Origin of the sequence: Jiangella alkaliphila, from assembly GCF_900105925.1 — a bacterium.
Classification (GTDB): domain Bacteria; phylum Actinomycetota; class Actinomycetes; order Jiangellales; family Jiangellaceae; genus Jiangella; species Jiangella alkaliphila.
In genome coordinates this window covers 78,179-100,303 of the sequence record NZ_LT629791.1, presented here as the reverse complement: position 1 = coordinate 100,303, position 22,125 = coordinate 78,179, and the positions used below count along the sequence as shown (strand labels likewise).

The 22,125-nt window shown below is 72.7% G+C and carries 23 protein-coding genes; 21 read left to right on the top strand and 2 right to left on the bottom strand.

Annotated elements, in window-relative coordinates; all coding sequences use genetic code 11:
- Window positions 1–13: 13 nt before the first annotated feature.
- From BLV05_RS00495 to BLV05_RS00465, 7 genes are all read left to right on the top strand, one after another.
- Complete coding sequence (locus BLV05_RS00495) at window positions 14–943, top strand: proline dehydrogenase family protein (RefSeq protein ID WP_046768381.1); 930 nt, start codon at window positions 14–16, stop codon at window positions 941–943.
- Complete coding sequence (proC, locus tag BLV05_RS00490; protein ID WP_046768273.1) at window positions 940–1,746, top strand: pyrroline-5-carboxylate reductase; 807 nt, start codon at window positions 940–942, stop codon at window positions 1,744–1,746. The genes BLV05_RS00495 and proC overlap by 4 nt, the downstream gene beginning before the upstream one ends.
- A 7-nt stretch (window positions 1,747–1,753) precedes the next feature.
- On the top strand, window positions 1,754–2,932 hold the full coding sequence (locus BLV05_RS00485) for an acetoin utilization protein AcuC (RefSeq protein ID WP_046768272.1): 1,179 nt from the start codon (window positions 1,754–1,756) through the stop codon (window positions 2,930–2,932).
- A gap of 119 nt (window positions 2,933–3,051) precedes the next feature.
- Entirely contained in the window at window positions 3,052–3,270 is a 219-nt protein-coding gene (locus tag BLV05_RS00480; protein ID WP_046768271.1) for a helix-turn-helix domain-containing protein, read from the top strand.
- Between the two features lie 100 nt (window positions 3,271–3,370).
- On the top strand, window positions 3,371–3,472 hold the full coding sequence (locus BLV05_RS00475) for a 30S ribosomal protein bS22 (RefSeq protein WP_074946526.1): 102 nt from the start codon (window positions 3,371–3,373) through the stop codon (window positions 3,470–3,472).
- A gap of 81 nt (window positions 3,473–3,553) precedes the next feature.
- Entirely contained in the window at window positions 3,554–4,573 is a 1,020-nt protein-coding gene (locus BLV05_RS00470; RefSeq protein ID WP_046768270.1) for an NAD-dependent epimerase/dehydratase family protein, read from the top strand.
- 49 nt (window positions 4,574–4,622) lie between these two features.
- Entirely contained in the window at window positions 4,623–5,477 is an 855-nt protein-coding gene (locus BLV05_RS00465; protein WP_046768380.1) for a lysophospholipid acyltransferase family protein, read from the top strand.
- Between the two features lie 194 nt (window positions 5,478–5,671).
- Here BLV05_RS00465 and BLV05_RS00460 read toward each other — a convergent pair whose 3' ends face one another.
- Window positions 5,672–6,541 carry an HAD family hydrolase gene (locus BLV05_RS00460; RefSeq protein ID WP_052762382.1) on the bottom strand — a complete coding sequence of 290 codons (870 nt, stop codon included), beginning with the start codon at window positions 6,539–6,541 and terminating at the stop codon, window positions 5,672–5,674.
- A 146-nt stretch (window positions 6,542–6,687) separates the two neighbouring features.
- Between BLV05_RS00460 and BLV05_RS00455 the strand changes: the two genes are divergently transcribed.
- The 6 genes from BLV05_RS00455 to hemB all read left to right on the top strand — a co-directional run bounded on the left by BLV05_RS00455 (window position 6,688) and on the right by hemB (window position 12,727).
- Window positions 6,688–6,939: a glutaredoxin family protein gene (locus BLV05_RS00455; protein ID WP_046768269.1), complete on the top strand. Its 252-nt coding sequence runs from the start codon at window positions 6,688–6,690 to the stop codon at window positions 6,937–6,939.
- 137 nt (window positions 6,940–7,076) lie between these two features.
- On the top strand, window positions 7,077–7,811 hold the full coding sequence (locus BLV05_RS00450; protein WP_046768268.1) for a redox-sensing transcriptional repressor Rex: 735 nt from the start codon (window positions 7,077–7,079) through the stop codon (window positions 7,809–7,811).
- A complete protein-coding gene (locus BLV05_RS00445; protein ID WP_046768267.1) occupies window positions 7,808–9,172 on the top strand; it encodes a glutamyl-tRNA reductase in 1,365 nt (454 codons plus the stop codon). Before BLV05_RS00450 ends, BLV05_RS00445 begins: the two co-directional genes overlap by 4 nt.
- Window positions 9,169–10,113, top strand: coding sequence for a hydroxymethylbilane synthase (gene hemC, locus BLV05_RS00440; RefSeq protein ID WP_046768266.1), 945 nt, complete (start codon window positions 9,169–9,171; stop codon window positions 10,111–10,113). The genes BLV05_RS00445 and hemC overlap by 4 nt, the downstream gene beginning before the upstream one ends.
- A 4-nt stretch (window positions 10,114–10,117) precedes the next feature.
- Window positions 10,118–11,728: a bifunctional uroporphyrinogen-III C-methyltransferase/uroporphyrinogen-III synthase gene (locus BLV05_RS00435; RefSeq protein ID WP_046768265.1), complete on the top strand. Its 1,611-nt coding sequence runs from the start codon at window positions 10,118–10,120 to the stop codon at window positions 11,726–11,728.
- 15 nt (window positions 11,729–11,743) lie between these two features.
- Window positions 11,744–12,727, top strand: a complete 984-nt coding sequence (gene hemB / locus BLV05_RS00430) for a porphobilinogen synthase (RefSeq protein WP_046768264.1) — start codon at window positions 11,744–11,746, stop codon at window positions 12,725–12,727.
- Between the two features lie 2 nt (window positions 12,728–12,729).
- On the opposite strand, the gene BLV05_RS00425 is transcribed toward hemB, so the two are convergent.
- Window positions 12,730–13,602, bottom strand: coding sequence for an alpha/beta fold hydrolase (locus tag BLV05_RS00425; protein ID WP_152690710.1), 873 nt, complete (start codon window positions 13,600–13,602; stop codon window positions 12,730–12,732).
- Between the two features lie 115 nt (window positions 13,603–13,717).
- On the opposite strand from BLV05_RS00425, the gene BLV05_RS00420 reads away from it, so the two are divergent.
- The 8 genes from BLV05_RS00420 to ccsB all read left to right on the top strand — a co-directional run bounded on the left by BLV05_RS00420 (window position 13,718) and on the right by ccsB (window position 21,650).
- On the top strand, window positions 13,718–14,203 hold the full coding sequence (locus BLV05_RS00420; protein WP_082155149.1) for a Fur family transcriptional regulator: 486 nt from the start codon (window positions 13,718–13,720) through the stop codon (window positions 14,201–14,203).
- Window positions 14,200–15,648: a catalase gene (locus BLV05_RS00415; RefSeq protein WP_046768262.1), complete on the top strand. Its 1,449-nt coding sequence runs from the start codon at window positions 14,200–14,202 to the stop codon at window positions 15,646–15,648. The genes BLV05_RS00420 and BLV05_RS00415 overlap by 4 nt, the downstream gene beginning before the upstream one ends.
- A gap of 92 nt (window positions 15,649–15,740) precedes the next feature.
- Entirely contained in the window at window positions 15,741–17,057 is a 1,317-nt protein-coding gene (hemL, locus tag BLV05_RS00410; RefSeq protein ID WP_046768261.1) for a glutamate-1-semialdehyde 2,1-aminomutase, read from the top strand.
- Window positions 17,054–17,701: a histidine phosphatase family protein gene (locus BLV05_RS00405; RefSeq protein WP_046768260.1), complete on the top strand. Its 648-nt coding sequence runs from the start codon at window positions 17,054–17,056 to the stop codon at window positions 17,699–17,701. Before hemL ends, BLV05_RS00405 begins: the two co-directional genes overlap by 4 nt.
- Complete coding sequence (locus BLV05_RS00400) at window positions 17,701–18,309, top strand: TlpA family protein disulfide reductase (RefSeq protein ID WP_046768259.1); 609 nt, start codon at window positions 17,701–17,703, stop codon at window positions 18,307–18,309. Before BLV05_RS00405 ends, BLV05_RS00400 begins: the two co-directional genes overlap by 1 nt.
- Window positions 18,303–19,049, top strand: a complete 747-nt coding sequence (locus BLV05_RS00395; protein ID WP_046768258.1) for a cytochrome c biogenesis CcdA family protein — start codon at window positions 18,303–18,305, stop codon at window positions 19,047–19,049. The genes BLV05_RS00400 and BLV05_RS00395 overlap by 7 nt, the downstream gene beginning before the upstream one ends.
- Window positions 19,050–19,062: 13 nt before the next feature.
- Window positions 19,063–20,670, top strand: coding sequence for a cytochrome c biogenesis protein ResB (resB, locus tag BLV05_RS00390; RefSeq protein ID WP_046768257.1), 1,608 nt, complete (start codon window positions 19,063–19,065; stop codon window positions 20,668–20,670).
- Complete coding sequence (gene ccsB / locus BLV05_RS00385) at window positions 20,670–21,650, top strand: c-type cytochrome biogenesis protein CcsB (protein ID WP_046768256.1); 981 nt, start codon at window positions 20,670–20,672, stop codon at window positions 21,648–21,650. Before resB ends, ccsB begins: the two co-directional genes overlap by 1 nt.
- Window positions 21,651–22,125: the final 475 nt, after the last annotated feature.

The window sequence follows — 22,125 nt, the reverse complement described above, 5'->3', positions numbered from 1 at the left end:
GCCAGCCCGGATGATATTTCGTTCGGCCCTGCTGGGCGCGTCGCGGAGCGAGCGGCTGCGGCACACGGTCGAGCGTCTCCCGCTGGCCCGCGGCGTCGTCGCGCGTTACGTCGCCGGCCCGGAGCAGAGCGACGTCGTGCGGGTGGCCGGCGAGCTGACCGGTGAGGGTCTTGCGGTCACCATCGACCACCTGGGCGAGGACACCCACGACCGCGCCCAGGCCACGCGCATCGCGCAGGTCTACGTCGCACTGCTCGAGGCGCTCGAGAAGGCCGAGCTGACCACCGACGTCGAGGTGTCGGTGCGGCTGTCGGCGGTCGGGCAGGCGCTGCCGGCCGACGGCCCGGCCATCGCGCTCGAGAACGCGCAGCAGATCTGCCAGGCGGCCGCCGACGCCGCCACCACGGTGACGCTGGACATGGAGGACCACACCACCACCGACGCCACGCTGGACGTCCTGCGCGACCTGCGCACCGACTTCCCCAGCGTCGGCGTGGTGCTGCAGGCCCAGCTCAAGCGCACCGAGGCCGACTGCCGCGACCTCGCCCACGAGGGCTCGCGGGTGCGGCTGTGCAAGGGCGCCTACGACGAGCCCGAGAGCGTCGCCTTCCGCGACCGCGGCGACGTCGACCGCTCGTACGTGCGCTGCATGAAGGTGCTGTTCGCCGGCGACGGCTACCCGATGATCGCCACGCACGACCCCCGGCTGGTCGAGATCGCCGGGTCGCTGGCCGCCCGGCACCGGCGCGAGCAGGGCAGCTACGAGTACCAGATGCTCTACGGCCTGCGCTCGCGCGAGCAGGTCCGGCTGGTCCGGGCCGGCGAGCGGGTCCGGGTGTACGTCCCCTACGGACCTGAGTGGTACGCCTACCTGGTCCGCCGGCTGGCCGACCGGCCGGCCAACCTCGGATTCCTCCTGCGATCGGTGGCGAGCTCCAAATGACCGTGGCGATCCTCGGCGCCGGCGTGATGGGTGAGGCGCTGCTCTCCGGCATCCTGCAGGGCGGCCGGCCCGTCTCCGACGTGCTGGTCGGCGAGAAGCGGTCCGACCGCGCGGCGGAGCTGACCGAGCGGTACGGCGTCGAGGTGCTCGACAACGCCGAGGCCGTGAAGCGCGCTGACACCGTCCTGCTCGTGGTGAAGCCGCACGACGTCGGGCCGCTGCTCGACGAGGTCGCGGTCTCGGCCCGGCCCGGGCAGCTGTTCGTGTCGCTGGCGGCCGGCATCACGACGGCGTTCGTCGAGGCGCGGCTGCCCGGCGGCGTCGCCGTCGTGCGGGTCATGCCGAACACTCCGGCGCTGGTCGGCGAGGGCATGGCCGCCATCTCGGCCGGTGCGAACAGCGACGAGACGCACTTGCGCGAGGCCGAGGACCTGCTGCGCTCCACCGGCCGGGTGGCCCGCGTCCCGGAGAAACTGCAGGACGCCGTCACCGCCGTCTCCGGCTCCGGCCCGGCGTACGTGTTCTACCTGGTCGAGGCGATGATCGAGGGCGGCGTCCACCTGGGCCTGCCGCGCGCCACCGCCACGGAGCTCGTGGTGCAGACGCTGGCCGGCTCGGCCCAGCTGCTGCGCGATACCGGCGAGCACCCGAGCGTGCTGCGCGAGCGGGTCACCTCGCCCGGCGGCACGACGGCGGCGGCGCTGCGCAAGCTCGACGACGGCAAGGTCCGCGCCGACGTCCTCGCCGCCATGGAGGCCGCCCGCGACCGCTCCCGCGCGCTGGCGTCCGGCGAGTCGGGCTGACGCCACCATGCACACGGTGCACGTCGCCTGGTCCGACGCCCTGACCGGCTACGACTTCGGCCCCGGGCACCCGCTGAACCCGGTCCGCGTCGACCTCACCATCCGGCTGGCCCGCGAGCTGGGCGTCCTCGGCGGCGACGGCGTGCACGTCGAGGCGCCCGATCTCGCCGACGACGCCACGCTGCGGACGGTGCACACCGCCGGCTACCTCGACGCCGTCAAGGCCGCCAGCGCCGACCCCGACACCGTCGACCTCGTGCACGGCCTCGGCACCACCGACGACCCGTGCTTCGCCGGCATGCACGAGGCCAGCGCGCTGGTGGCGGGCGGGACGATCGCGGCGGCGCGGGCGGTGTGGTCGGGGGCGGCGCTGCACGGGGTCAACGTGGCGGGCGGGCTGCACCACGCGATGCCGGCCAGCGCGTCCGGGTTCTGCGTCTACAACGACCCCGCGCTGGGCATCAGGGCACTGCTCGACGCCGGCGCCGAGCGGGTCGCGTACGTCGACGTCGACGTCCATCACGGTGACGGCGTCCAGACCGTCTTCTACGACGACCCGCGGGTGCTGACCATCAGCCTGCACGAGACGCCGCGGACGCTGTTCCCGGGCACCGGCTACCCGAGCGAGACCGGCGGGCCGGGCGCCGAGGGCAGCGCCGTCAACGTCGCTCTCCCGCCGGGCACGTCCGACGCCGGCTGGCTGCGCGCCTTCCACGCCGTCGTCCCGCCCCTGCTGCGAGCGTGGCGGCCGCAGATCCTGGTCAGCCAGCACGGCTGCGACAGCCACCTCGAGGACCCGCTGGCGCACCTGGCGCTGACGGTCGACGGCCAGCGCGAGTCCTACCGGCTGCTGCACGACCTCGCCCACGAGCTCTGTGACGGCCGCTGGGTCGCGACCGGTGGTGGCGGCTACGCCCTCATCGAGGTCGTCCCTCGGGCCTGGACCCACCTCCTGGCCATCGCGGCGGAGCGCCCGCTTCCGCCGGAGACCGAGACGCCGTCCGGCTGGCGCGCCCACATCGAGGCCCGCTACCACCAGACGGCGCCGCTGCGCATGACCGACGGCGCCCGGCCGACGCACTCCGACTGGTCCACCGGCTACGACCCCGCCGACCCGCTGGACCAGGCGATCCACGCGACCCGGACGGCCGTCTTCCCGGCGCACGCCCTCGACCCCACCTACTGACGACGCCGGCAGCGGCGGGGCGCCGCAAAGGTCACGAGACAGGACCAATCCGTCCCACGATCCGATTCACTTCTCGATCCCCCTTTCCCATCCGTCACATCCGCCACTACCATCAAGCAATGACGACCAACGGGCCCGAGGCACCACTCGGAGAGGTGCGGTTCCTCACTGTCGCCGAGGTGGCGACGGCGATGAGGGTGTCGAAGATGACGGTGTATCGCCTCGTCCACGCGGGCACGTTGCCGGCGGTCCAGGTGGGCCGGTCGTTCCGCATCCCGGAGAGCGCGGTGCACGAGTACTTGCGCGAGTCGTACGTCCGCGGGATGGAAGCCGGTTAAGGGGTACAGGCCGATTGGACGACGCCCCCGGTCAGCCGGGTAGGCTTGGCCGGTCGCGCGGCTGTCGCGCGGTCAATCGACGTGCGAGTGAGGGTGCCCCGTGGGCTCTGTGATCAAGAAGCGCCGCAAGCGGATGGCGAAGAAGAAGCACCGCAAGCTCCTGCGCCGTACGCGCGTGCAGCGTCGCCGCATGGGCAAGTAAGTCACTCCGGCGGCCGTGCGAGAGTGGTGTCTTGCGCGGCCGTGCTTAGGGGAGAGCGGGACACGAGTGTCCAGGGTTGTCATGGTGGTGGGGGTCGCCCGGTATCTGGGCGCCCGGCTGGCTGAGCGCCTCTCGGCCGAGGCCGGGGTGAGCCGCGTCGTCGGCGTCGATCTCCTCGAACCCACGCAGAGCATCGGGGGCGCGGAGTTCGTGCGCGCCGACATCCGCACGTCCGACATCGGGCGCGCGATCGACCGCGTCGCGCCCGACACCGTCGTGCACATGAACATCCTGGCCACGCGCGCCGACGCCGGCGGCCGCACGCCGCAGAAGGAGATCAACGTCATCGGCACCATGCAGCTGCTGGCGGCGTGCCAGCGCTCGACGTCGGTGCGCAAGGTCGTGGTGAAGTCGTCCACGACGGTGTACGGGTCGGGGCCGCAGGCGCCGGCGCTGTTCGCCGAGGACATGGTGGCGGGGGCGCACTCGCGGCGTGGCTACGAGAAGGACGCCGGCGAGGTCGAGGCGTACGTGCGCGGCTTCTCACGGCGCCGCCCCGACGTCGGCGTGACGATCCTGCGGTTCGCGAATGTGCTGGGCCCGGAGATCCGCACCGGCCTGTCCGAGTACTTCGTGCTGCCGCTGGTGCCGGTCGTGCTGGGCCGCGACCCGCGCTTCCAGCTGGTGCACGAGCAGGACTGCGTCGAGGCGCTGCGGCTGGCGACGGTCGAGCACCGGCCGGGCATCTTCAACGTGGCCGGCGACGGGTTCATGGTGCTCAGCCAGGCGCTGCGGCGAGCCGGCCGGCCTGGGCTGCCGCTGCCGACGCTGGGCTCGCCGTTCGTCGGCGGCATCCTGAAGCGCAGCGGCATCGTCGACATGGACTCCGCGCTGGTGCGGTTCCTCACCTACGGCCGCGGCGTCGACACCACCCGCATGCGCACCCAGCTGAAGTTCGACCCCGTCTACAACACGGTCGCGACGTTCGACGCGTTCGCCGACGCGCGCACCCGCGGCGGGCTGCTCGACCGCGACCGCATCCGCGCCGTCGAGCACACCGTCCGCGAGGTCCTGACCGGGGAGGACCCCCGTGGCCGATAGCCCGCTGCCCGGCCTGCTGGACCGCGTCGCGTCGGCGGCCGGCCGGGCGCTGCGCGACCGCCTGGGCGTCGACGGCGATCGGCTGGACCAGCTGGTCGCGTTCGCCGGGCGCCGGCTGACGGGCGAGTTCGAGGTCGACCCGTTCGGGTTCGACCCCGAGCTGACCGAGTCCGTTCTGCTCCCGGCGCTGCGCCCGCTGTACAAGCACTGGTTCCGGGTCGAGGTGCGCGGCATCGAGAACATCCCCGACACCGGTGCGGCGCTGGTGGCGGCGAACCACTCCGGCACGCTGCCGGTCGACTCCCTGATGACCCAGCTGGCCGTCCACGACACCCATCCGAAGGCCCGGCACCTGCGCGCCCTCGGCGCCACGCTGGTCTTCCAGCTGCCGGTGGTCGCCGACCTCGCCCGCAAGAGCGGCACCACGCTGGCCTGCAACGAGGACGTCGAGGCGCTGCTCGGCGGCGGCGAGCTGGTCGGCGTCTGGCCCGAGGGCTTCAAGGGCGTCGGCAAGCCGTTCTCGCAGCGCTACAAGCTGCAGCGGTTCGGCCGCGGCGGGTTCGTGTCGGCGGCGTTGCGCACGAAGGCGCCGATCATCCCGTGCTCGATCGTCGGCGCCGAAGAGATCTACCCGATGATCGGCAACGCCGAGTCGCTGGCCCGGCTGCTCGGGCTGCCGTACTTCCCGCTGACGCCGACGTTCCCGTGGCTCGGGCTGCTCGGGCTGGTGCCGCTGCCGTCGAAGTGGATCATCGAGTTCGGCGAGCCCATCCGCACTGACGACTACCCGCCCGGCGCGGCCGACGACCCCATGGTGGTGTTCGAGCTGACCGACCAGGTGCGCGACACCATCCAGGCGACGCTCACCGAGCTGTTGGAGCTGCGCGGCCCCGCCTTCGGCTAGTGGTTGCGGCCGGGCGGCGGGGCGGAGGATGCTGCGCCGGCTCCGCTTCGCGGCGGTGAAGCATGCCGCGTGCGCTCTTGACGCCGGCTCCGCATCCTCCGCCCCGCCGCCCTCGGCTGTCGTCGAGCGGTCCGCGCGCTGCAGGCTCGGCACGGTCCGCGGTTGGTGGCGGCACCTGGCGGGAGCGAGGCGGGTTAGCGGCGTTTGCGGGCGGCGACGATCCCGACCGCGGCGCCGGCGACGGCACCCGTGCCGGCCGCGATGCCCAGCGTGGTGTTGCGCCGCCGGGCCCGGTAGTCGCGGATCCGCCAGCCGCGTTTGCGGGCGTGACGGCGCAGCTTGCGGTCCGGGTTGACCGCGCACGGGAAGCCGACCAGCGAGAGCATCGGGATGTCGTTGGCGGAGTCGCTGTAGGCCGAGCAGCGGCGCAGGTCCAGGCCCTCGCGCACGGCCAGCGACGTCACCGCCGCCGCCTTGTCCGCGCCGTGCAACAGGTCGCCCACCAGCCGGCCGGTGTAGTAGCCGTCGACGTGCTCGGCGACGGTGCCCAGCGCGCCGGTCAGGCCGAGCCGCCGGGCGATGATCGTCGCCACCTCGACCGGCGCCGCCGTCACGAGCCACACCCGCTGGCCCTGGTCGATGTGCAGCTGCGCGATCGCCTGCGTGCCGGGCCAGAGCTTGTCGGCCATCAGCTGCTCGAAGATCTCCTCGCCGACGCGCGACAGCTCCTCGACCGACCGGCCGGCGATGAACGACAGCGCCGCCGCCCGCGCCTCGACGATGTGGTCCGGGTCCTCGGCGCCGAGGGCGAACTGCAGCTGCTGGCGGCCGAACCGGAGGATGTCGCTGGTGCGCAGCAGCCCGCGCTGGTACATCCCGCGGGCCAGATAGAACAGCGAGGCGCCGCGCAGGACGGTGTTGTCCAGGTCGAAGAAGGCGGCCGCCCGGGCGTCGGACGGCAGCTCGATGCCGGCGATCGCCTCGGCGGTGCTGGCCGCGACGTCGGCCCTCGCCCGTTCCGACGCGGCCCCGGTCCGTTCCCTGCGCAAGCGCAAACCCGGCATGGTCGCCAAGAGTAACGGCGCATCGTCCACCCCGACGCCCGGCAAGGCATCCTGCGGCAGGACGTACGGTGGCCTTTGCAATGAGCACGTATACGCACCGGTGCGTATTGGTGCTCATTGCAAAAGCACGCGGAAGGGGACTCTCCATGAGCGAATCGCCGCGGGTGCTGCTGCTCGGCCGGCCGGGCTGCCACCTGTGTGAGGACGCCCGCGTCGTCGTCGAAACCGTCTGCGCCGAGCTGGGCGTCGGCTGGGCCGAACAGAGCATCGTCGACGACCCGGAGCTGGAGCGGCGCTACGGCGAGCAGATCCCCGTCACGTTCGTCGACGGCGCTCAGCACGACTTCTGGCGGGTCGACGCCGACCGGCTGCGCCGCGCTCTCACCGGCGCCTTATAGAACATCCAGCCCAGAACAGCAACTTTGTGCACACGTTCACAAGCGTCTAGGCTGGGGCGCATCGTAAGTCTTGCCGGTTCGGGTCCGTCACCCGGCCCCCGGATGTCGCCTTCCGCGCCGGCCGACCGGGGAGTGTCGTGACCCGAAACAGCCGTCCGTCGTCCACGCCGACACCAGCCGCAGCAACGCAGCGCGGCGTGCCGGAGGCGACGGTCGCGCGGTTGCCGCTCTACCTGCGGGCGCTCACCAATCTGGCCGAGCGGGGCGTCGCCACGGTCTCGTCCGAAGAGCTGGCCGCGTCGGCCGGAGTGAACTCCGCCAAGCTGCGCAAAGACCTCTCCTACCTGGGCTCCTACGGCACCCGCGGGGTCGGCTACGAGGTCGACTTCCTGCGCCACCAGATCACCCGCGAGATCGGCCTCACCACCGACTGGGCGGTCGTCATCGTCGGCATCGGCAACCTGGGCCACGCGCTGGCCAACTACGGCGGGTTCGCGTCGCGGGGCTTCCGCATCGCCGCGCTCGTCGACGCCGACCCCAGCCGGCTGGGCGAAGAGGTCGCCGGGCTCAACGTCCGGCACGCCGACGAGCTCGAGCAGATCGTTCAAGACCTCGGCATCGCCATCGGCGTCGTCGCCACGCCGGCCCGGGCCGCTCAACTGGTCTGCGACCGCCTGGTCGCGGCCGGGGTCACCAGCATCCTCAACTTTGCACCGGCCATCGTGCAGGTGCCCGAGGGCGTCGACCTCCGCAAGGTCGACCTCTCCACCGAGCTGCAGATCCTCGCCTACCACGAACAGCGCAAGAACGGCGCCGCGCTGGCCCTGACCGCCGAGCAGGCGGCCGAGCTGGCCGAGGCGGTGAACGGATGAGCGTGCTGGCCATCGGCGTGTCACATCGAAGTGCGCCGGTCGAGGTGCTCGAGAGCGTCGCGCTGGACCGCGCGGCGGTCGCGAAGCTGCTCGACGAGGTCCCGTCGTCGCACCAGATCGCCGAGGCGGTGGTCGTCGCCACCTGCAACCGGCTGGAGCTGTACCTCGACACCGCCACGTTCCACGGCGGCATCGACGAGGCCAGCGCCCTGCTGTCGCAGCACACCGGCGCGCCGATCGAGTTGCTCACGCCGTACCTCTACGTGCACTACGGCGACCGCGCGGTGTCGCACCTGTTCCACGTGGTCAGCGGCCTCGACTCCATGGTGGTCGGCGAGACGCAGATCCTCGGCCAGGTGCGTGACGCGTACCGGCTCGCGCAGACCTCCGGCGCCACCGGCCGGGTGCTGACGGAGCTGTTCCAGACGGCGCTGCGGGTCGGCAAGCGCGCGCACGCCGAGACCGGCATCGACGCCGCCGGCCGCTCGCTGGTGACGCTCGGGCTGGCTCGGGTGCTGCCCGCGGTCGCGGCCGAGGGCTGGTCGTCCGGCCGGGTCGCCGGCGCGTCCTGGCGCGAGCTGCTGCCCGGCACGTCGGCGCTGGTCGTCGGCGCTGGCTCGATGGCGTCGCTGGCCGCGGCCACGCTGCAGCGCGAGGGCGTCGACGTCGTCGTCGCCAACCGCACGCGCGAGAACGGCGCCCGGGTGGCCGACGCGGTCGGCGGCCGGGCGGTCCCGATGACGGCGCTGCCGCGGGTGCTGCGCGAGGTCGACCTCGTCATCTCCTGCACCGGCGCGGCCGGCGTGGTGCTCCCGTACGAGACGGTCGAGGCGGCGGTCGCCGAGCGCGGCGGGCGGCCGCTGGGCATCGTCGACCTCGCGTTGCCGCGTGACGTCGACGCCGGCGTGGCCGACCTCCCCGGCGTCGTGCTGGCCGACCTCGCCCGCCTGAGCGAGGCCGCCGACGAAGACGTCGCCGACGCCCGCACCATGGCCGGCGACGTCTCCGCCGTCCGCTCGATCGTCACCGACGAGGTGGCCGCGTTCGCCACCGCGCGCCGCGCCGCCCAGGTGGCGCCGACCGTCGTCGCGCTGCGCAGCATGGCCGACGACGTCGTCGACGCCGAGCTCAGCCGCATGACGAGCCGGCTGCCCGACCTCGACGAGCGAACCCGCGCCGAGGTCGCCCGCACGGTGCGCCGCGTGGTCGACAAGCTGCTGCACCAGCCGACGGTGCGGGTCAAGGAGCTGGCCGCGCAGCCCGACGGCGCCTCCTACGAGGCCGCGCTGCGCGAGCTGTTCGCCCTCGACCGCCGCTCCATCGACGCCGTCGCCAAGCCCGACGGGACGGTGCCGACATGACGACCACCCCGCTGCGGCTGGGCACCCGGCGCAGCGCCCTCGCGCTGGTCCAGGCCGGCTACGTCCGCGACCGCCTGAGCGCGCTCGGGCACGAGGTCGAGCTGGTCGAGATCACCACCAAGGGCGACGTGTCCATGGCGCCGCTGGACACCATCGGCGGCACCGGCGTGTTCGTCACGGCGCTGCGTGAGGCTCTGCTCGACGGCCGGGTCGACCTCGCCGTCCACTCGCTCAAGGACCTCCCGACCGCACCCGCCGACGGCCTGGTGCTGGCCGCGGTCCCCGAGCGCGAGGACCCGCGCGACGTGCTGTGCGCCCGCGACGGCTACAAGCTGTCCGATCTCCCGGTCGGCGCGCGCGTCGGCACCGGGTCGCCGCGGCGCGAGGCCCAGATCCGGGCGCTCGGGCTGGGCATCGAGATCGTCGGCCTGCGCGGCAACGTCGACACCCGGCTGGGCAAGGTCGCCGACGGCACGCTCGACGGCGTCGTGCTGGCCCGGGCCGGGCTCGCGCGGCTGGGCCGGCTGGACTCCGTCACCGAAGTGCTCGACCCGATGCAGGTCCTGCCCGCACCGGGACAGGGCGCGCTCGGCATCGAGTGCCGCGCTGCCGACACCGAGCTCGTCCAGACGCTGGGCGCGCTCGACGACCCCGCCACCAGGGCGGCGGTCACCGCAGAACGGACCCTTCTCGCCGTGCTCGAGGCCGGTTGTACGGCGCCCGTGGGCGCCTACGCCGAGGCGGCGGAGGGCGAAAGTGGCCTCGAGCTGTACATCCGGGCCGTCGTGGCAGCACGCGACGGCTCGGTGAGTATCCGCAAGTCAGCCACCGGACCCCTCGGGGGGGCGGAGCAGATCGGGCGCGACCTCGCGCACGAGCTTCTCGCCGACGGGGCCGGGGCAGTCGTCGACGCCGCTGGGCCGGCGTCGAAGGAGGAATAGACACGTGACCACTCCGCGAGGTGCGCAGAAGCGCGCCGATGAAGGTGGCGTCGCGTTCGTCGGCGCCGGTCCCGGCGATCCGGGACTGCTCACCCTACGGGCGGTCGAGGTGCTCGGTGGGGCCGACGTCGTCGTCATCGACGACCCGGCGCACCGCATGATGCTCGCGTACGCACCCGGCATAGTCGAGATCGTCGACGTCAGCGTCGACGATGAAGGCGTCACCCTGACCGCGCCCGCGCGCGGGCGTCGTGTCGTCCAGGTCGCCAAGGGGGGCCGGCGCGTCGTGCGCCTGCTCGGCGGCGACCCGTTCACCCACGCCACCGGTGCCGACGAAGCGCTCGCCTGCGCCAAGGCCGGCATCCCGTTCGAGGTGGTCGCGGGCGTCGCCACGGCCACGTCCGTCGCCACGCATGCCGGTATCCCGCTGGTCACCGGCCGTCGCCGCAGCGTCGAGATCTTCGACGTCGGCGGCAAGATCGACCTGCGGTCCTGTACGGCCGACACCGTCCTGCTGACCGGCGTCACCGAGCAGCTCGGCCACCTCGCCGACGCGCTCGTCGACGCCGGCCGGGTGCCGTCCACGCCGGTCGCCGTCGTGACGTCCGGCAGCACCGTCGAGCAGCAGACCGTCGTGTCGACGCTCAGCGGCGTCGCGGCCGACGCTCGCGCGGCCAAGCTCGAGGGGCCGTACGTCGTCATCGTCGGCGACGCCATCGAGCACCGCGACACCCTCTCGTGGTTCGAGACCAAGGCGCTGTTCGGCTGGCGGGTCCTGGTGCCGCGCACCAAGGAGCAGGCCGGCGCGTTGTCGGTCGCGCTGCGCCGGTCCGGCGCCGTGCCCGAGGAGGTCCCCACGATCTCCGTCGAGCCGCCGCGCAACCCGCAGCAGATCGACAAGGCCGTCCGCGGCATGGTCGAGGGCCGCTACGAGTGGATCGCGTTCACCTCGGTCAACGCGCTACGGGCGGTCAAGGAGAAGCTGACGGCGTACGGTCTCGACGCTCGCGCGCTGTCCGGCCTCAAGGTCGCGGCGGTGGGCGAGAAGACCGCCGAGGCGCTGCGGTCGTGGGGCATCGAGCCCGACCTCGTCCCGTCCGGCGAGCAGTCCGCCGTAGGGCTGCTGAACGACTGGCCGCCGTACGACGAGGTGCTCGACCCGATCAACCGGGTGTTCCTGCCGCGGGCCGACATCGCGACGGAGACGCTGGCGGCCGGGCTGACGGAGATGGGCTGGGAGGTCGACGACGTCACCGCGTACCGCACGGTGCGCGCCGCGCCGCCGCCGGCCGAGACCCGCGACGCGATCAAGACCGGCAAGTTCGACGCGGTCGCCTTCACGTCGTCGTCGACGGTGCGCAACCTCGTCGGCATCGCCGGCAAGCCGCACGCGTCGACCGTCGTCGCCTGCATCGGGCCGCAGACCGCGAAGACCGCTGAGGAGCACGGCCTGCGGGTCGACGTCCTCGCGCCTGAGCCGTCGATCGAGGCGCTGGCCGAGGCGCTCGCGCAGTTCGGCCTGACCCGGCGGGTGGCGATGGTCGAGGCGGGCGAGCCGGTGCTCAAGCCGTCGCAGCGGCGCCGGGCATCCGCCCGGCGCAAGAACGCCCAATAGGGGAAGATACGCACCATGGGGTATCCGGAGATCCGGCCGCGGCGGTTGCGCACCACGCCGGCCATGCGGCGGCTGGTCGCCGAGACGTCGTTGGAGCCGCGGCACCTGGTGCTGCCGATGTTCGTCCGCGAGGGCGCCACCGAGCCGCGGCCGATCCCGTCCATGCCCGGCGTCGTGCAGCACACCATGGAGTCGCTGCGCAAGGCGTCGCTGGAGGCGGCCGAGGCCGGGGTCGGCGGGCTGATGCTGTTCGCGATCCCGTCGCGGAAGGACGCCACCGGCTCCGGCGGCGTCGACCCCAAGGGGCCGCTCAACGCCGCCATCCGCGAGGTCGTCGCCGAGGTCGGTGACGCCACCGTCGTCATGGCCGACCTCTGCATCGACGAGTTCACCGACCACGGCCACTGCGGAGTGCTGGCCCCCGACGGCTCCGTCGACAACGACGCGACGCTCGAGGTCTACGGCCGCATGGCCGTCGCCCAGGCCGAGGCCGGCGTCCACGTCGTCGGGCCGAGCGGCATGATGGACGGCCAGGTCGGGGCCGCGCGGTCCGCGCTCGACGCGGCCGGGTACACCGACGTCGCCATCCTCGCCTACGCGGTCAAGTACGCGTCGGCCCTCTACGGCCCGTTCCGCGACGCCGTCGAGTCGTCGCTGGTCGGCGACCGCAAGACGTACCAGCAGGACCCCGCCAACGGGCTCGAGGCGCTGCGCGAGACCGCCCTCGACATCGACGAGGGCGCCGACATGGTCATGGTCAAGCCGGCGATGTCCTACCTCGACGTGCTCGCCCGCGTCCGCGACGTCGTCGACGTCCCCGTCGCCGCCTACCAGATCTCCGGCGAGTACGCGATGATCCAGGCCGCCGCCGAGCGCGGCTGGATCGACCGCGACCGCGCCGTTCTGGAGACGCTGACGTCCATCCGCCGGGCCGGCGCCGACATCGTCCTCTCCTACTGGGCGGTCGAGGCCGCCCACTGGCTGCGCGCTGCCCACTGAGCTCAGCGATGCACCCGCGCGAGGAAGTCGCGGGTCAGCCGCACCAGGTCGCCCAGGTGCGTCTCGATCAGCCAGTGGCCGGCGTCGGGCAGCACGTGCAGCTCGGCGTCGGGCAGGTCGGCGAGGTAGGCATGCGCCGCCTCGGCCGGCATGTAGCCGTCGTGCGGTCCCCACACGATCAGTGTCGGCGGCCGGTGTTCGCGCAGGTACGCCTGGTATGCCGGGAACAGGGCCACGCTGTCCTGGATCTGGGCGAACAGGTCGACCATGATCGCCCGGTTCTCCGGCTCCCGCATCCGGGCCCAGGCCTGCTGCCACAGGTCCGGTGAGATGCGCTCGACGACGTGCGGCGGCACCTCGCCCTGGACCTCCTCGCGCAGGCCCTGCTCGGTGACCGCCTCCTCCAGCCGGGCCCGCAGCTCCGGCGTCGGCGCCGCCCAGTAGCGGCGCAGCAGCTCGTACTTCGGGCCGAGCGTGTGCTCGTAGGCGTCGCCGTTCTGGATGACCAGGGCGGCGACGCGCTCAGGCCGCCGCATCGCCAGCTGGAGGCCGACCTGCGATCCGTAGTCGAACAGGTACAGCGCGAACCGCTCGATGCCCAGCTTCGCCAGGAACGCGTCGAGCACGTCGGCGTAGCCGGCGAAGGTGTAGTCGAACTCCGTCCGGGGCGGCTGCGAGCTGTAGCCGAAGGCCGGATAGTCCGGCGCGACCAGCCGCCACCGGTCGCCGAGCGCGGCCATGAAGCCGCGGTACTGGAACGACGACGACGGGTAGCCGTGCGGCAGCAGGAACACCGGCGCGTCCGGCGGCCCGGCCTCGCGGTAGAAGATCTCCAGACCGTCGATCGAGACGGTCCGATGGGCCACGGGAACCAGGGTCGTCGACACCGCGTCACCTCCGCACCGGAGTCGTTCCCCTAGACCAGGAGGACAAACGCCTGGAATCGGACGCTTACTTGACTCATTCCAGAAAGCGTCAGAGGATCGGGTTATGGCCACCGACGAGGAAGGGCTACTGCGGCCCGCCGCCGGGCGTCAGGGGGAGAAACTGCGTGATGACGCGGCTTCGCGGTTGCGGGCGGCCGGGCTGCGGGTCACCGCGCCCCGCGTGGGCGTCCTCGTCGCGTTGGAGCGCGAGTCGCACGCCGACGCCGACACCGTCGCGCGGCATGTCCGGGCCTCGCTCGGCGCCGTCTCCACCCAGGCCGTCTACGACGTGCTGCACGCGCTGACCGAGGCCGGGCTGCTGCGCCGCATGGAGCCGGCCGGGTCCACCGCGCGGTACGAGACGCGGGTAGGCGACAACCACCACCACCTGATCTGCCGGGGCTGCGGCGTCATCGTCGACGTCGACTGCCCCGGGGCGGCGCCGTGTCTGGCGCCGGCGCACACGCACGGCTTCGTGCTCGACGAGGCCGAGGTGACCTTCTGGGGGCTCTGCCCCGACTGCAAACCAGCGAACGAGGAGATTACATGAGCTCTACGCCGCACACGACCACCAACTCCGGCGCCCCGGTCGCCAGCGACGCCCACTCGCAGACGGTCGGGCCGGACGGGCCGATCGTGCTGCACGACCACTACCTGGTCGAAAAGCTGGCCCAGTTCAACCGCGAGCGCGTGCCGGAGCGGGTGGTGCACGCCAAGGGCGGCGGCGCGTTCGGCGTCCTCGAGGTCACCGAGGACGTCAGCCAGTTCACCAAGGCGGCGCTGTTCCAGCCGGGTGCCCGCACCGAGGCGCTGGCGCGGTTCTCGTCCGTCGCCGGCGAGCAGGGCAGCCCCGACACCTGGCGCGACCCGCGCGGCTTCGCGCTGAAGTTCTACTCGCCCGAGGGCAACTACGACCTCGTCGGCAACAACACCCCGGTGTTCTTCCTGCGCGACACCATCAAGTTCCCCGACTTCATCCGCTCGCAGAAGCGGCTGCCGGGCTCGCACCTGCGCGACCACGACATGCAGTGGGATTTCTGGACGCTGTCGCCGGAGAGCGCGCACCAGGTGACCTGGCTGATGGGCGACCGCGGCCTGCCGCGCACCTGGCGCAATATGGACGGCTTCGGCTCGCACACGTACCAGTGGATCAACGCCGGCGGCGAGCGGTTCTGGGTGAAGTACCACTTCCGCACCGACCAGGGCCACGAGTTCCTGACGCAGGCCGACGCCGACCGCATCGCCGGTGAGGACGCCGACCACCACATCCGCGACCTCTACGACGCCATCGCCCGCGGCGACGCGCCGTCGTGGACGGTGCACGTGCAGGTCATGCCGTACGCCGACGCCGCGAGCTACCGGTTCAACCCGTTCGACCTCACCAAGGTGTGGCCGAAGGGCGACTTCCCGCTGATCAAGGTCGGCACGCTGCGGCTGGACCGCAACCCGGAGAACTACTTCGCGCAGATCGAGCAGGCCGCGTTCGAGCCGAGCAACTTCGTGCCCGGCATCGCCGCCAGCCCGGACAAGATGCTGCTCGGCCGCATCTTCTCCTACGCCGACGCGCACCGGTACCGCATCGGCACCAACTACAACCAGCTGCCGGTCAACGCGCCGAAGAACGAGGTCCACTCGTACTCCAAGGACGGCGCCATGCGGTTCGACTTCGCCGCGGCGAACCGGCCGGTCTACGCGCCCAACAGCCACGGTGGCCCGGCGGCCGAGCCGTCGCTGGTCGGCGACGCCGGCTGGGAGTCCGACGGCGAGCTGGTGCGCGCCGCCGCCACCCTGCACGCCGAGGACGACGACTTCGGCCAGGCCGGCACGATGGTCCGCGAGGTCCTCGACGACGCCGCCCGCGACCGGCTGGTCGGCAACATCGCCGGCCACGTCGGCCAGGTGAAGAACGACGAGCTGCGCCAGCGCGTCTTCGCCTACTGGCGCAGCGTCGACGAGACCCTCGGCAAGCGGGTCGAAGAGGCCGTCGGCCGCTGACGACGCGAGCCTGACGCCGTCCCCGCCCACCCGTGCGCACCAGGGGCGGGGGCGGCGTCCGGCCTGATCGTGCAGCTTGCGAGAATGACGCGGTGACCAACGACGACGTGCCGCGCAGTGCGGAGCTCTTCGACCGCGCGCGGGCCGTCACGCCCGGCGGGGTGAACTCGCCGGTGCGGGCGTTCCGCGCGGTGGGCGGAACGCCCAGGTTCATCCAGCGCGCCACCGGACCCTACCTGTACGACGTCGACGGCCGCGAGTACGTCGACCTCGTCGGCTCGTGGGGGCCGATGATCCTCGGCCACGCCCACCCGGCGGTCGTCGAGGCGGTCCGCGCACAGGTCGCGCTGGGCACGTCGTACGGCACGCCCACCCAGCCCGAGGTCGAGCTGGCCGAAGAGATCGTCGCCCGCACCAGCGTCGAGCAGGTCCGGCTGGTCTCCAGCGGCACCGAGGCCACCATGAGCGCCATCCGGCTGGCCCGCGGCGCCACCGGGCGCAGCAAGGTCGTGAAGTTCGCCGGCCACTACCACGGGCACGTCGACGCCCTGCTGGCGCAGGCCGGCAGCGGCGTGGCGACGTTCGCGCTGCCCGACACCCCCGGCGTCACGGGCGCCAGCGCGGGCGACACCATCGTCGTGCCGTACAACGACACCGGCGCGGTGAAGGCGGCGTTCGCCGAGCACGGCGAGCAGATCGCCTGCGTCATCGCCGAGGCCGCCGCCGGCAACATGGGCGCCGTCGCACCGGCCGACGGCTTCAACGCGTTCCTCCGCGACACCGCCCACGAGCACGGCGCGTTGCTCGTCCTCGACGAGGTGATGACCGGCTTCCGGGTGTCCCGCTCCGGCTGGCACGGCCTCGACGGCGTCACGGCCGACCTCACGACGTTCGGCAAGGTCATGGGCGGCGGCTTCCCGGCCGCGGCGTTCGGCGGGTCGGCCGAGGTCATGGGCCTGCTGGCGCCGGCCGGGCCGGTCTACCAGGCCGGCACGCTGTCGGGGAACCCGGTCGCGACGACGGCCGGCCTCGTCACGCTGCGGCTGGCCGACGCCCAGGTGTACGCGCATCTCGACGCCACGGCACAGCGCGTCGGCGGGCTCGTCGGCGCGGCGCTGACGGCCGCGGGCGTGCCGCATCGCGTCCAGTACGCCGGCAACCTGTTCAGTGTGTTCTTCACCCCCGACGGCGCGCCGGTCACCGACTTCGCCGCCGCCAAGCGCACCAGCACGAAGCGGTTCGGCGCGTTCTTCCACTCACTGCTGGAATCGGGCGTGTACCTGCCGCCGTCGGCCTTCGAAGCATGGTTCGTCAGCGCCGCCCACGACGGCCGCGCGGTCGACCGCATCGCGCAGGCGCTGCCCGCGGCGGCTGCCGCGGCTGCCGCGGCCGGGACGGAGGCGGCATGAGCGAGCTGACCCGAGTGCACCTGCTGCGCCACGGCGAGGTGCACAACCCGACGAAGGTGCTCTACGGCCGGCTCCCCGGCTACCACCTGTCCGACCTCGGCCTGGCCATGGCCGAGCGGGTCGCCGGCGCGGTCGCCGAACGCGACGTCGCGGTGCTGGTCAGCTCGCCGCTGGACCGCGCCCGCGAGACCGCCGCTCCGCTCGCCGACGCGCTCGGCCTCGAGGTCCGCCTCGACGACCGCCTGCTCGAGGCGCTCAACGTCTTCGAGGGCCTGACCTTCGGCGTCGGCGACGGTTCCATCCGCCACCCCCGCCACTGGCGCAGCCTGCGTAACCCGTTCAAGCCGTCGTGGGGCGAGCCGTACCGCGAGATCGCCGACCGCATGCTGGCCGCCATGAGCGACGCCCGCCGCGACGCCGCCGGCCACGAGGCCGTGCTGGTCTCGCACCAGCTGCCGATCTGGACCGTGCGCAGCTTCATCGAGGGCCGCCGGCTCTGGCACGACCCGCGGCGGCGCGAGTGCGCGCTGGCCAGCCTCACCACCGTCACGTACGAGGACGACACCATCGTCTCGGTCGCCTACAGCGAGCCGGCCGGCGACCTGCTGCCGCAGTCCGGCAAGCCGTTCTCGGCAGGTGCGTGATGCGCCGGACGGTCTTACTGGCGGCCGCGGCGGCACTGCTGCTCGCGGGCTGCTCCGACGGCCAGGTCGAGCGCAGCGACAACGCGAACCAGGCCGGCTACGTCGCCGGCGACGGCACCATCAGCATCTACGAGGCGGCCGAGCGCGAGACCGCACCGGAGTTCGGCGGCGAGCTGCTCGACGGCGGCGACTTCCAGCTGGCCGACCAGCTCGGCGACGTCGTGGTGCTGAACATCTGGGGCTCGTGGTGCCCGCCCTGCCGCAAGGAGGCGCCGGACCTGCAGGCCGCCTTCGAGACCCTCGAACCCGAGGGCGTGCAATTCATCGGCGTCAACGTGCGCGAGCCCAACGGCACGCGGCCGGCGCAGCAGTTCGAGGACGAGTTCGGCATCACCTACCCGAGCATCTACGACCCCAAGGCCGACGCGTTGCTCGCGTTCCGCGACACCATCCCGCCCGCGGCCATCCCGAGCACGCTGGTCATCGACCGCGAGGGCCGCATCGCCGCCCGGGTCCTCGGGCCGCTCGGCGAGACGACGCTGACCGACCTCGTCCGCGAGGTCGCAACCGAGGCACCCCCGCCGGAGGGCACCGCTGAGACATCGTGAGTTCCTTCGGCGAGACCGTCCTGACCGGTTCGCTGGCGCTGGCCGTGCCGGTGGCGGCGCTGGCCGGGCTCGTCTCGTTCCTGTCGCCGTGTGTGCTGCCGCTGGTCCCGGGCTACCTGGGCTACGTCACCGGGCTGTCCGGCGCGGAGCTGGCGTCCGGGCGGCGCGGCCGGCTGGTGCTGGGCGTGCTGCTGTTCGTGCTCGGGTTCAGTGTGGTGTTCGTCTCGTACGGGCTGCTCTTCGGCGGGCTGGGGACGCTGCTGCTGGAGCACAGCGAGACGATCATGCGGGTGCTGGGCGTCGTGACGATCGGGCTCGGCCTGCTGTTCGCCGGCTGGCTGCCGGGGCTGTCGCGCGACTGGCGCACGGAGGCGCGGCCGGCGGTCGGGCTGGCCGGGGCGCCGCTGCTGGGCGCGGTGTTCGGCATCGGCTGGACGCCGTGCATGGGCCCGACGCTGGCGGCCGTGCAGGCGCTGGCGTTCACCGAGGCCAGCGCCGCGCGCGGCGCGCTGCTGTCGTTCGCGTACTGCCTGGGGCTGGGCATCCCCTTCCTGCTGGCGGCGCTGGCCTACCAGCGGGCCAGCCGGTGGTTCCAGTGGGTGCGTCAGCACCAGCAGGCGGTCATGCGCGCCGGCGGCGTCATGCTGATCGTGCTCGGCGTCCTGCTGGTCACGGGGTTGTGGAACGAGCTGATGGTGTCGATGCAGGGCTGGATCGGCGGCTTCGAGGTGGCGGTGTAGTGGTGGACACACGATGACGACGGGCATGGACACCCGCCCGCCGGTGGACAACCGGCCACCCCCGCTGGGCGGCCTGGAGCTGGCCCGGTGGGCCTGGCGGCAGCTCACCTCGATGCGGGTGGCGCTGATCCTGCTGTTCCTGCTCGCCGTCGCCGCCATTCCGGGCTCGATCATTCCGCAGAGCGACGTCAACCCGCTCAACGTCCGCGACTTCCGCGCCCGCAACCCCACGCTGTCGGAGTGGTACGACCGCCTCGGCCTGTTCGACGTCTTCTCCGCGCCTTGGTTCGCCGCCATCTACCTCGCGCTGCTGGTGTCGCTGGTCGGCTGCATCCTGCCGCGCACCTGGCAGCACTGGAAGGCGATCCGGGCGCAGCCGCCGAAGGCCCCGCGACGGCTGACGCGGATGCCGGCGTACCGGAAGGTCGAGGTCGACGCCGCGCCCGGCGAGGTGCTCGCGGTGGCCCGGGCCGAGCTGCGGTCGCGGCGCTTCCGCCTTCGTCGTCCCGCCGAAGGCGAAGAGGACGCCGTCGCCGCCGAGGCCGGGCACCTGCGCGAGACCGGCAACCTGGTGTTCCACCTGTCCGTCGTGGTGGTGCTGCTGGCCGTGGCGCTGGGCGGGCTGTTCAGCTACCGGGCGACGGTGCTGGTGCCCGAGGGCGCGGGCTTCTCCAACCAGGTGATCCAGTTCGACAGTCTCTCCGCCGGCGCGCTGTTCGACACCGCCGACCTGCCGCCGTTCTCGATGGACATCGACGAGTTCCGCATGGAGTTCGTCGAGGCCGGCAACCAGATCGGCCAGCCGTCCGAGTACGAGGCGACGGTGACGCTGGTGCGCGAGCCGGGTGCCGCGCCCGAGACGCACACGATCAGGGTCAACGAGCCGCTGAGCATCGACGGTACCTCGGTGCACATCATCAACCCCGGCTACGCGCCCGCGTTCACCGTCCGGGCGGCCGACGGCGAGACGATCCTCGCCGAGGGGCCGGTGCCGTTCCTGCCCGAGGACACCAGCTTCACGTCCACCGGCGTGGTCAAGGTCGAGGTGCCGCCGGAGTTCGGCGACGACATCGGCATCCAGGCCAGCTTCCTGCCGACCGCCGTGCTGGACCAGAACGGGCCGCGGTCGATCTTCCCGGGCGCCCGCAACCCGGCGGTGTTCCTGACCGCCTGGCACGGTGACCTCGGCCTCGACGACGGCCAGGCGCAGTCGGTGTACCGGCTCGACACCACCGACATGGAGCAGTACGAGGAGAACGGCGAGCCGTACCGCCAGCAGCTCGTCGTCGGCGACACCGTCGAGCTGCCCGACGGCCGCTTCATCACCTTCGACGGCTACGTGACCTGGGTGAACCTGCAGATCGGCCGCAACTCCGGGCGCGAGCTGGCGCTCGTCGGCGGGGTGCTCGCGGTGGTCGGGCTGATGGGGTCGCTGTACGTGCGGCGGCGGCGCGCCTGGGTGCGTGCGAGCGTCGGACCCGAGGGGCGTACCGTGGTCGAGGTCGCGGGGCTGCACCGGGCTGAGGGCTCGGCAGCCGACCGCCTCGTCGACGAGATCGGCGCCATCACTGACGGGCTATTGCTGCGCCTGGGCGGCGCGGATGAGAAGAAGGAGGACTGATGGACCTCGACGCCGTCGCCGAGTGGAGTCGCTACGTCGTCGTCGTGGCCGTCCTCGGCTACCTGGCGGCCTGGCTGGCGTTCTGCGCCGAGGCCGGCATCCACAGCCGCCGTCGCCGGGCCCTGACGGCCGCCGCGCCTGAGCGCGAGCTGGTCGGCGCGTCCACGGCGTCGTCGTCCGTCGATGCGCCCGTGGGGCCGGCCGGTCCGGAGGACGCCGAGCTCCAGCAGCGCGCCGACCGCATGGGCGGCATCGGCCGCGGGCTGTTCGCCCTGGCCACGCTGGCGCTCGCCGTCGGCGTCGTCATGCGCGGTCTCGGCACCGAGCGGGCGCCGTGGGCGAACATGTACGAGTTCTCCATCACCGGCGCCCTCGTCGCCTCGATCGTCTTCCTCGTCCTCGCCCGCACCGTGGTCGGCCGCGTCGTCGCCGTCTGGGCCGTGCTGCTGATCTTCGTCACCGTCGGCCTCGCCTCGACGGTCCTCTACGTGTCGCCCGGCCCGCTGCAGCCGGCGCTGCAGTCCTACTGGCTGGTCGTCCACGTCGGGTGCGCCGTGCTCGCATTCGGCCTGTTCACCGTCGGCGCCGTGGTCAGCGCCTTGCAGATCGCCTCCGAGCGGGCCGCCGACCGCGGCCGCACGAGCGGCTTCGGCGCCTCGCTGCCCGACTCCGTCTCGCTGGACCGGCTCGCCTACCGGCTCATCGCCATCGCGTTCCCGATCTGGACCTTCGGCCCGCTCATCCTCGGCGCCATCTGGGCCGAGGTGTCGTGGGGCCGGTACTGGGGCTGGGACCCCAAGGAGGTCTGGGCGCTCATCACCTGGCTGGCCTACGCCGCCTACCTGCACGCTCGCGCCACGGCCGGCTGGAAGGGCTCGAAGGCCTCCGTGGTCGCGCTCATCGGGTACGCGACGGTGCTGTTCAGCTACTTCGGCGTGAACATCCTCTTCAACGGCCTGCATTCCTACGGCGGCCTCTGATAGTCCCGCCGGGGGTTGCCGAGTTGGCCGTCCCCCTGCTGGCCATGGTCTTGGCCGCGAGGGCGCGCCTCAAGTCCGCGCCTCTGTGGTGATTGTTGGCTGTGGTGGGGGCTTGGACTTGACCCGCACCCTCGCGGCCAAGAACGGGCAGCTATCAGGGGGACGGGGGGAGTGTGGCGACGGCTGGGTCGTCGATGCCGGTCCTGGCCATTGAGGACGACGGGGCGGGTCCTGGTCTGGCGTTACGTCGTGGTCTGCCGTTACGCGAAACGGCGGATTCGGGGCTGGTGGCGTGACTGGGGACCAGGACGTGACGGGAGACCAGGACCCCGGCGCTCACCAACCTGGGTGTGAGGCGCGTCCTGGGTGTGAGGCGCGTTCACGGGCCTGAAACGGCCGATCGGCGCGCGTGAGACCCAGGACGCGCCTCACACCCAGGAAGCCAAACGCGCAATGTCGGGCGAACTGCACGAAT

Coding starts and splice junctions, on each gene's coding strand:
- proC (WP_046768273.1), top strand. CDS start 940: ATGACCGTGGCGATCCTCGGCGCCGGCGTGATGGGTGAGGCGCTGCTC.
- BLV05_RS00485 (WP_046768272.1), top strand. CDS start 1,754: ATGCACACGGTGCACGTCGCCTGGTCCGACGCCCTGACCGGCTACGAC.
- BLV05_RS00480 (WP_046768271.1), top strand. CDS start 3,052: ATGACGACCAACGGGCCCGAGGCACCACTCGGAGAGGTGCGGTTCCTC.
- BLV05_RS00470 (WP_046768270.1), top strand. CDS start 3,554: ATGGTGGTGGGGGTCGCCCGGTATCTGGGCGCCCGGCTGGCTGAGCGC.
- BLV05_RS00460 (WP_052762382.1), bottom strand. CDS start 6,541: ATGCCGGGTTTGCGCTTGCGCAGGGAACGGACCGGGGCCGCGTCGGAA.
- BLV05_RS00455 (WP_046768269.1), top strand. CDS start 6,688: ATGAGCGAATCGCCGCGGGTGCTGCTGCTCGGCCGGCCGGGCTGCCAC.
- BLV05_RS00445 (WP_046768267.1), top strand. CDS start 7,808: ATGAGCGTGCTGGCCATCGGCGTGTCACATCGAAGTGCGCCGGTCGAG.
- hemC (WP_046768266.1), top strand. CDS start 9,169: ATGACGACCACCCCGCTGCGGCTGGGCACCCGGCGCAGCGCCCTCGCG.
- hemB (WP_046768264.1), top strand. CDS start 11,744: ATGGGGTATCCGGAGATCCGGCCGCGGCGGTTGCGCACCACGCCGGCC.
- BLV05_RS00420 (WP_082155149.1), top strand. CDS start 13,718: ATGGCCACCGACGAGGAAGGGCTACTGCGGCCCGCCGCCGGGCGTCAG.
- BLV05_RS00415 (WP_046768262.1), top strand. CDS start 14,200: ATGAGCTCTACGCCGCACACGACCACCAACTCCGGCGCCCCGGTCGCC.
- BLV05_RS00405 (WP_046768260.1), top strand. CDS start 17,054: ATGAGCGAGCTGACCCGAGTGCACCTGCTGCGCCACGGCGAGGTGCAC.
- BLV05_RS00400 (WP_046768259.1), top strand. CDS start 17,701: ATGCGCCGGACGGTCTTACTGGCGGCCGCGGCGGCACTGCTGCTCGCG.
- resB (WP_046768257.1), top strand. CDS start 19,063: ATGACGACGGGCATGGACACCCGCCCGCCGGTGGACAACCGGCCACCC.
- ccsB (WP_046768256.1), top strand. CDS start 20,670: ATGGACCTCGACGCCGTCGCCGAGTGGAGTCGCTACGTCGTCGTCGTG.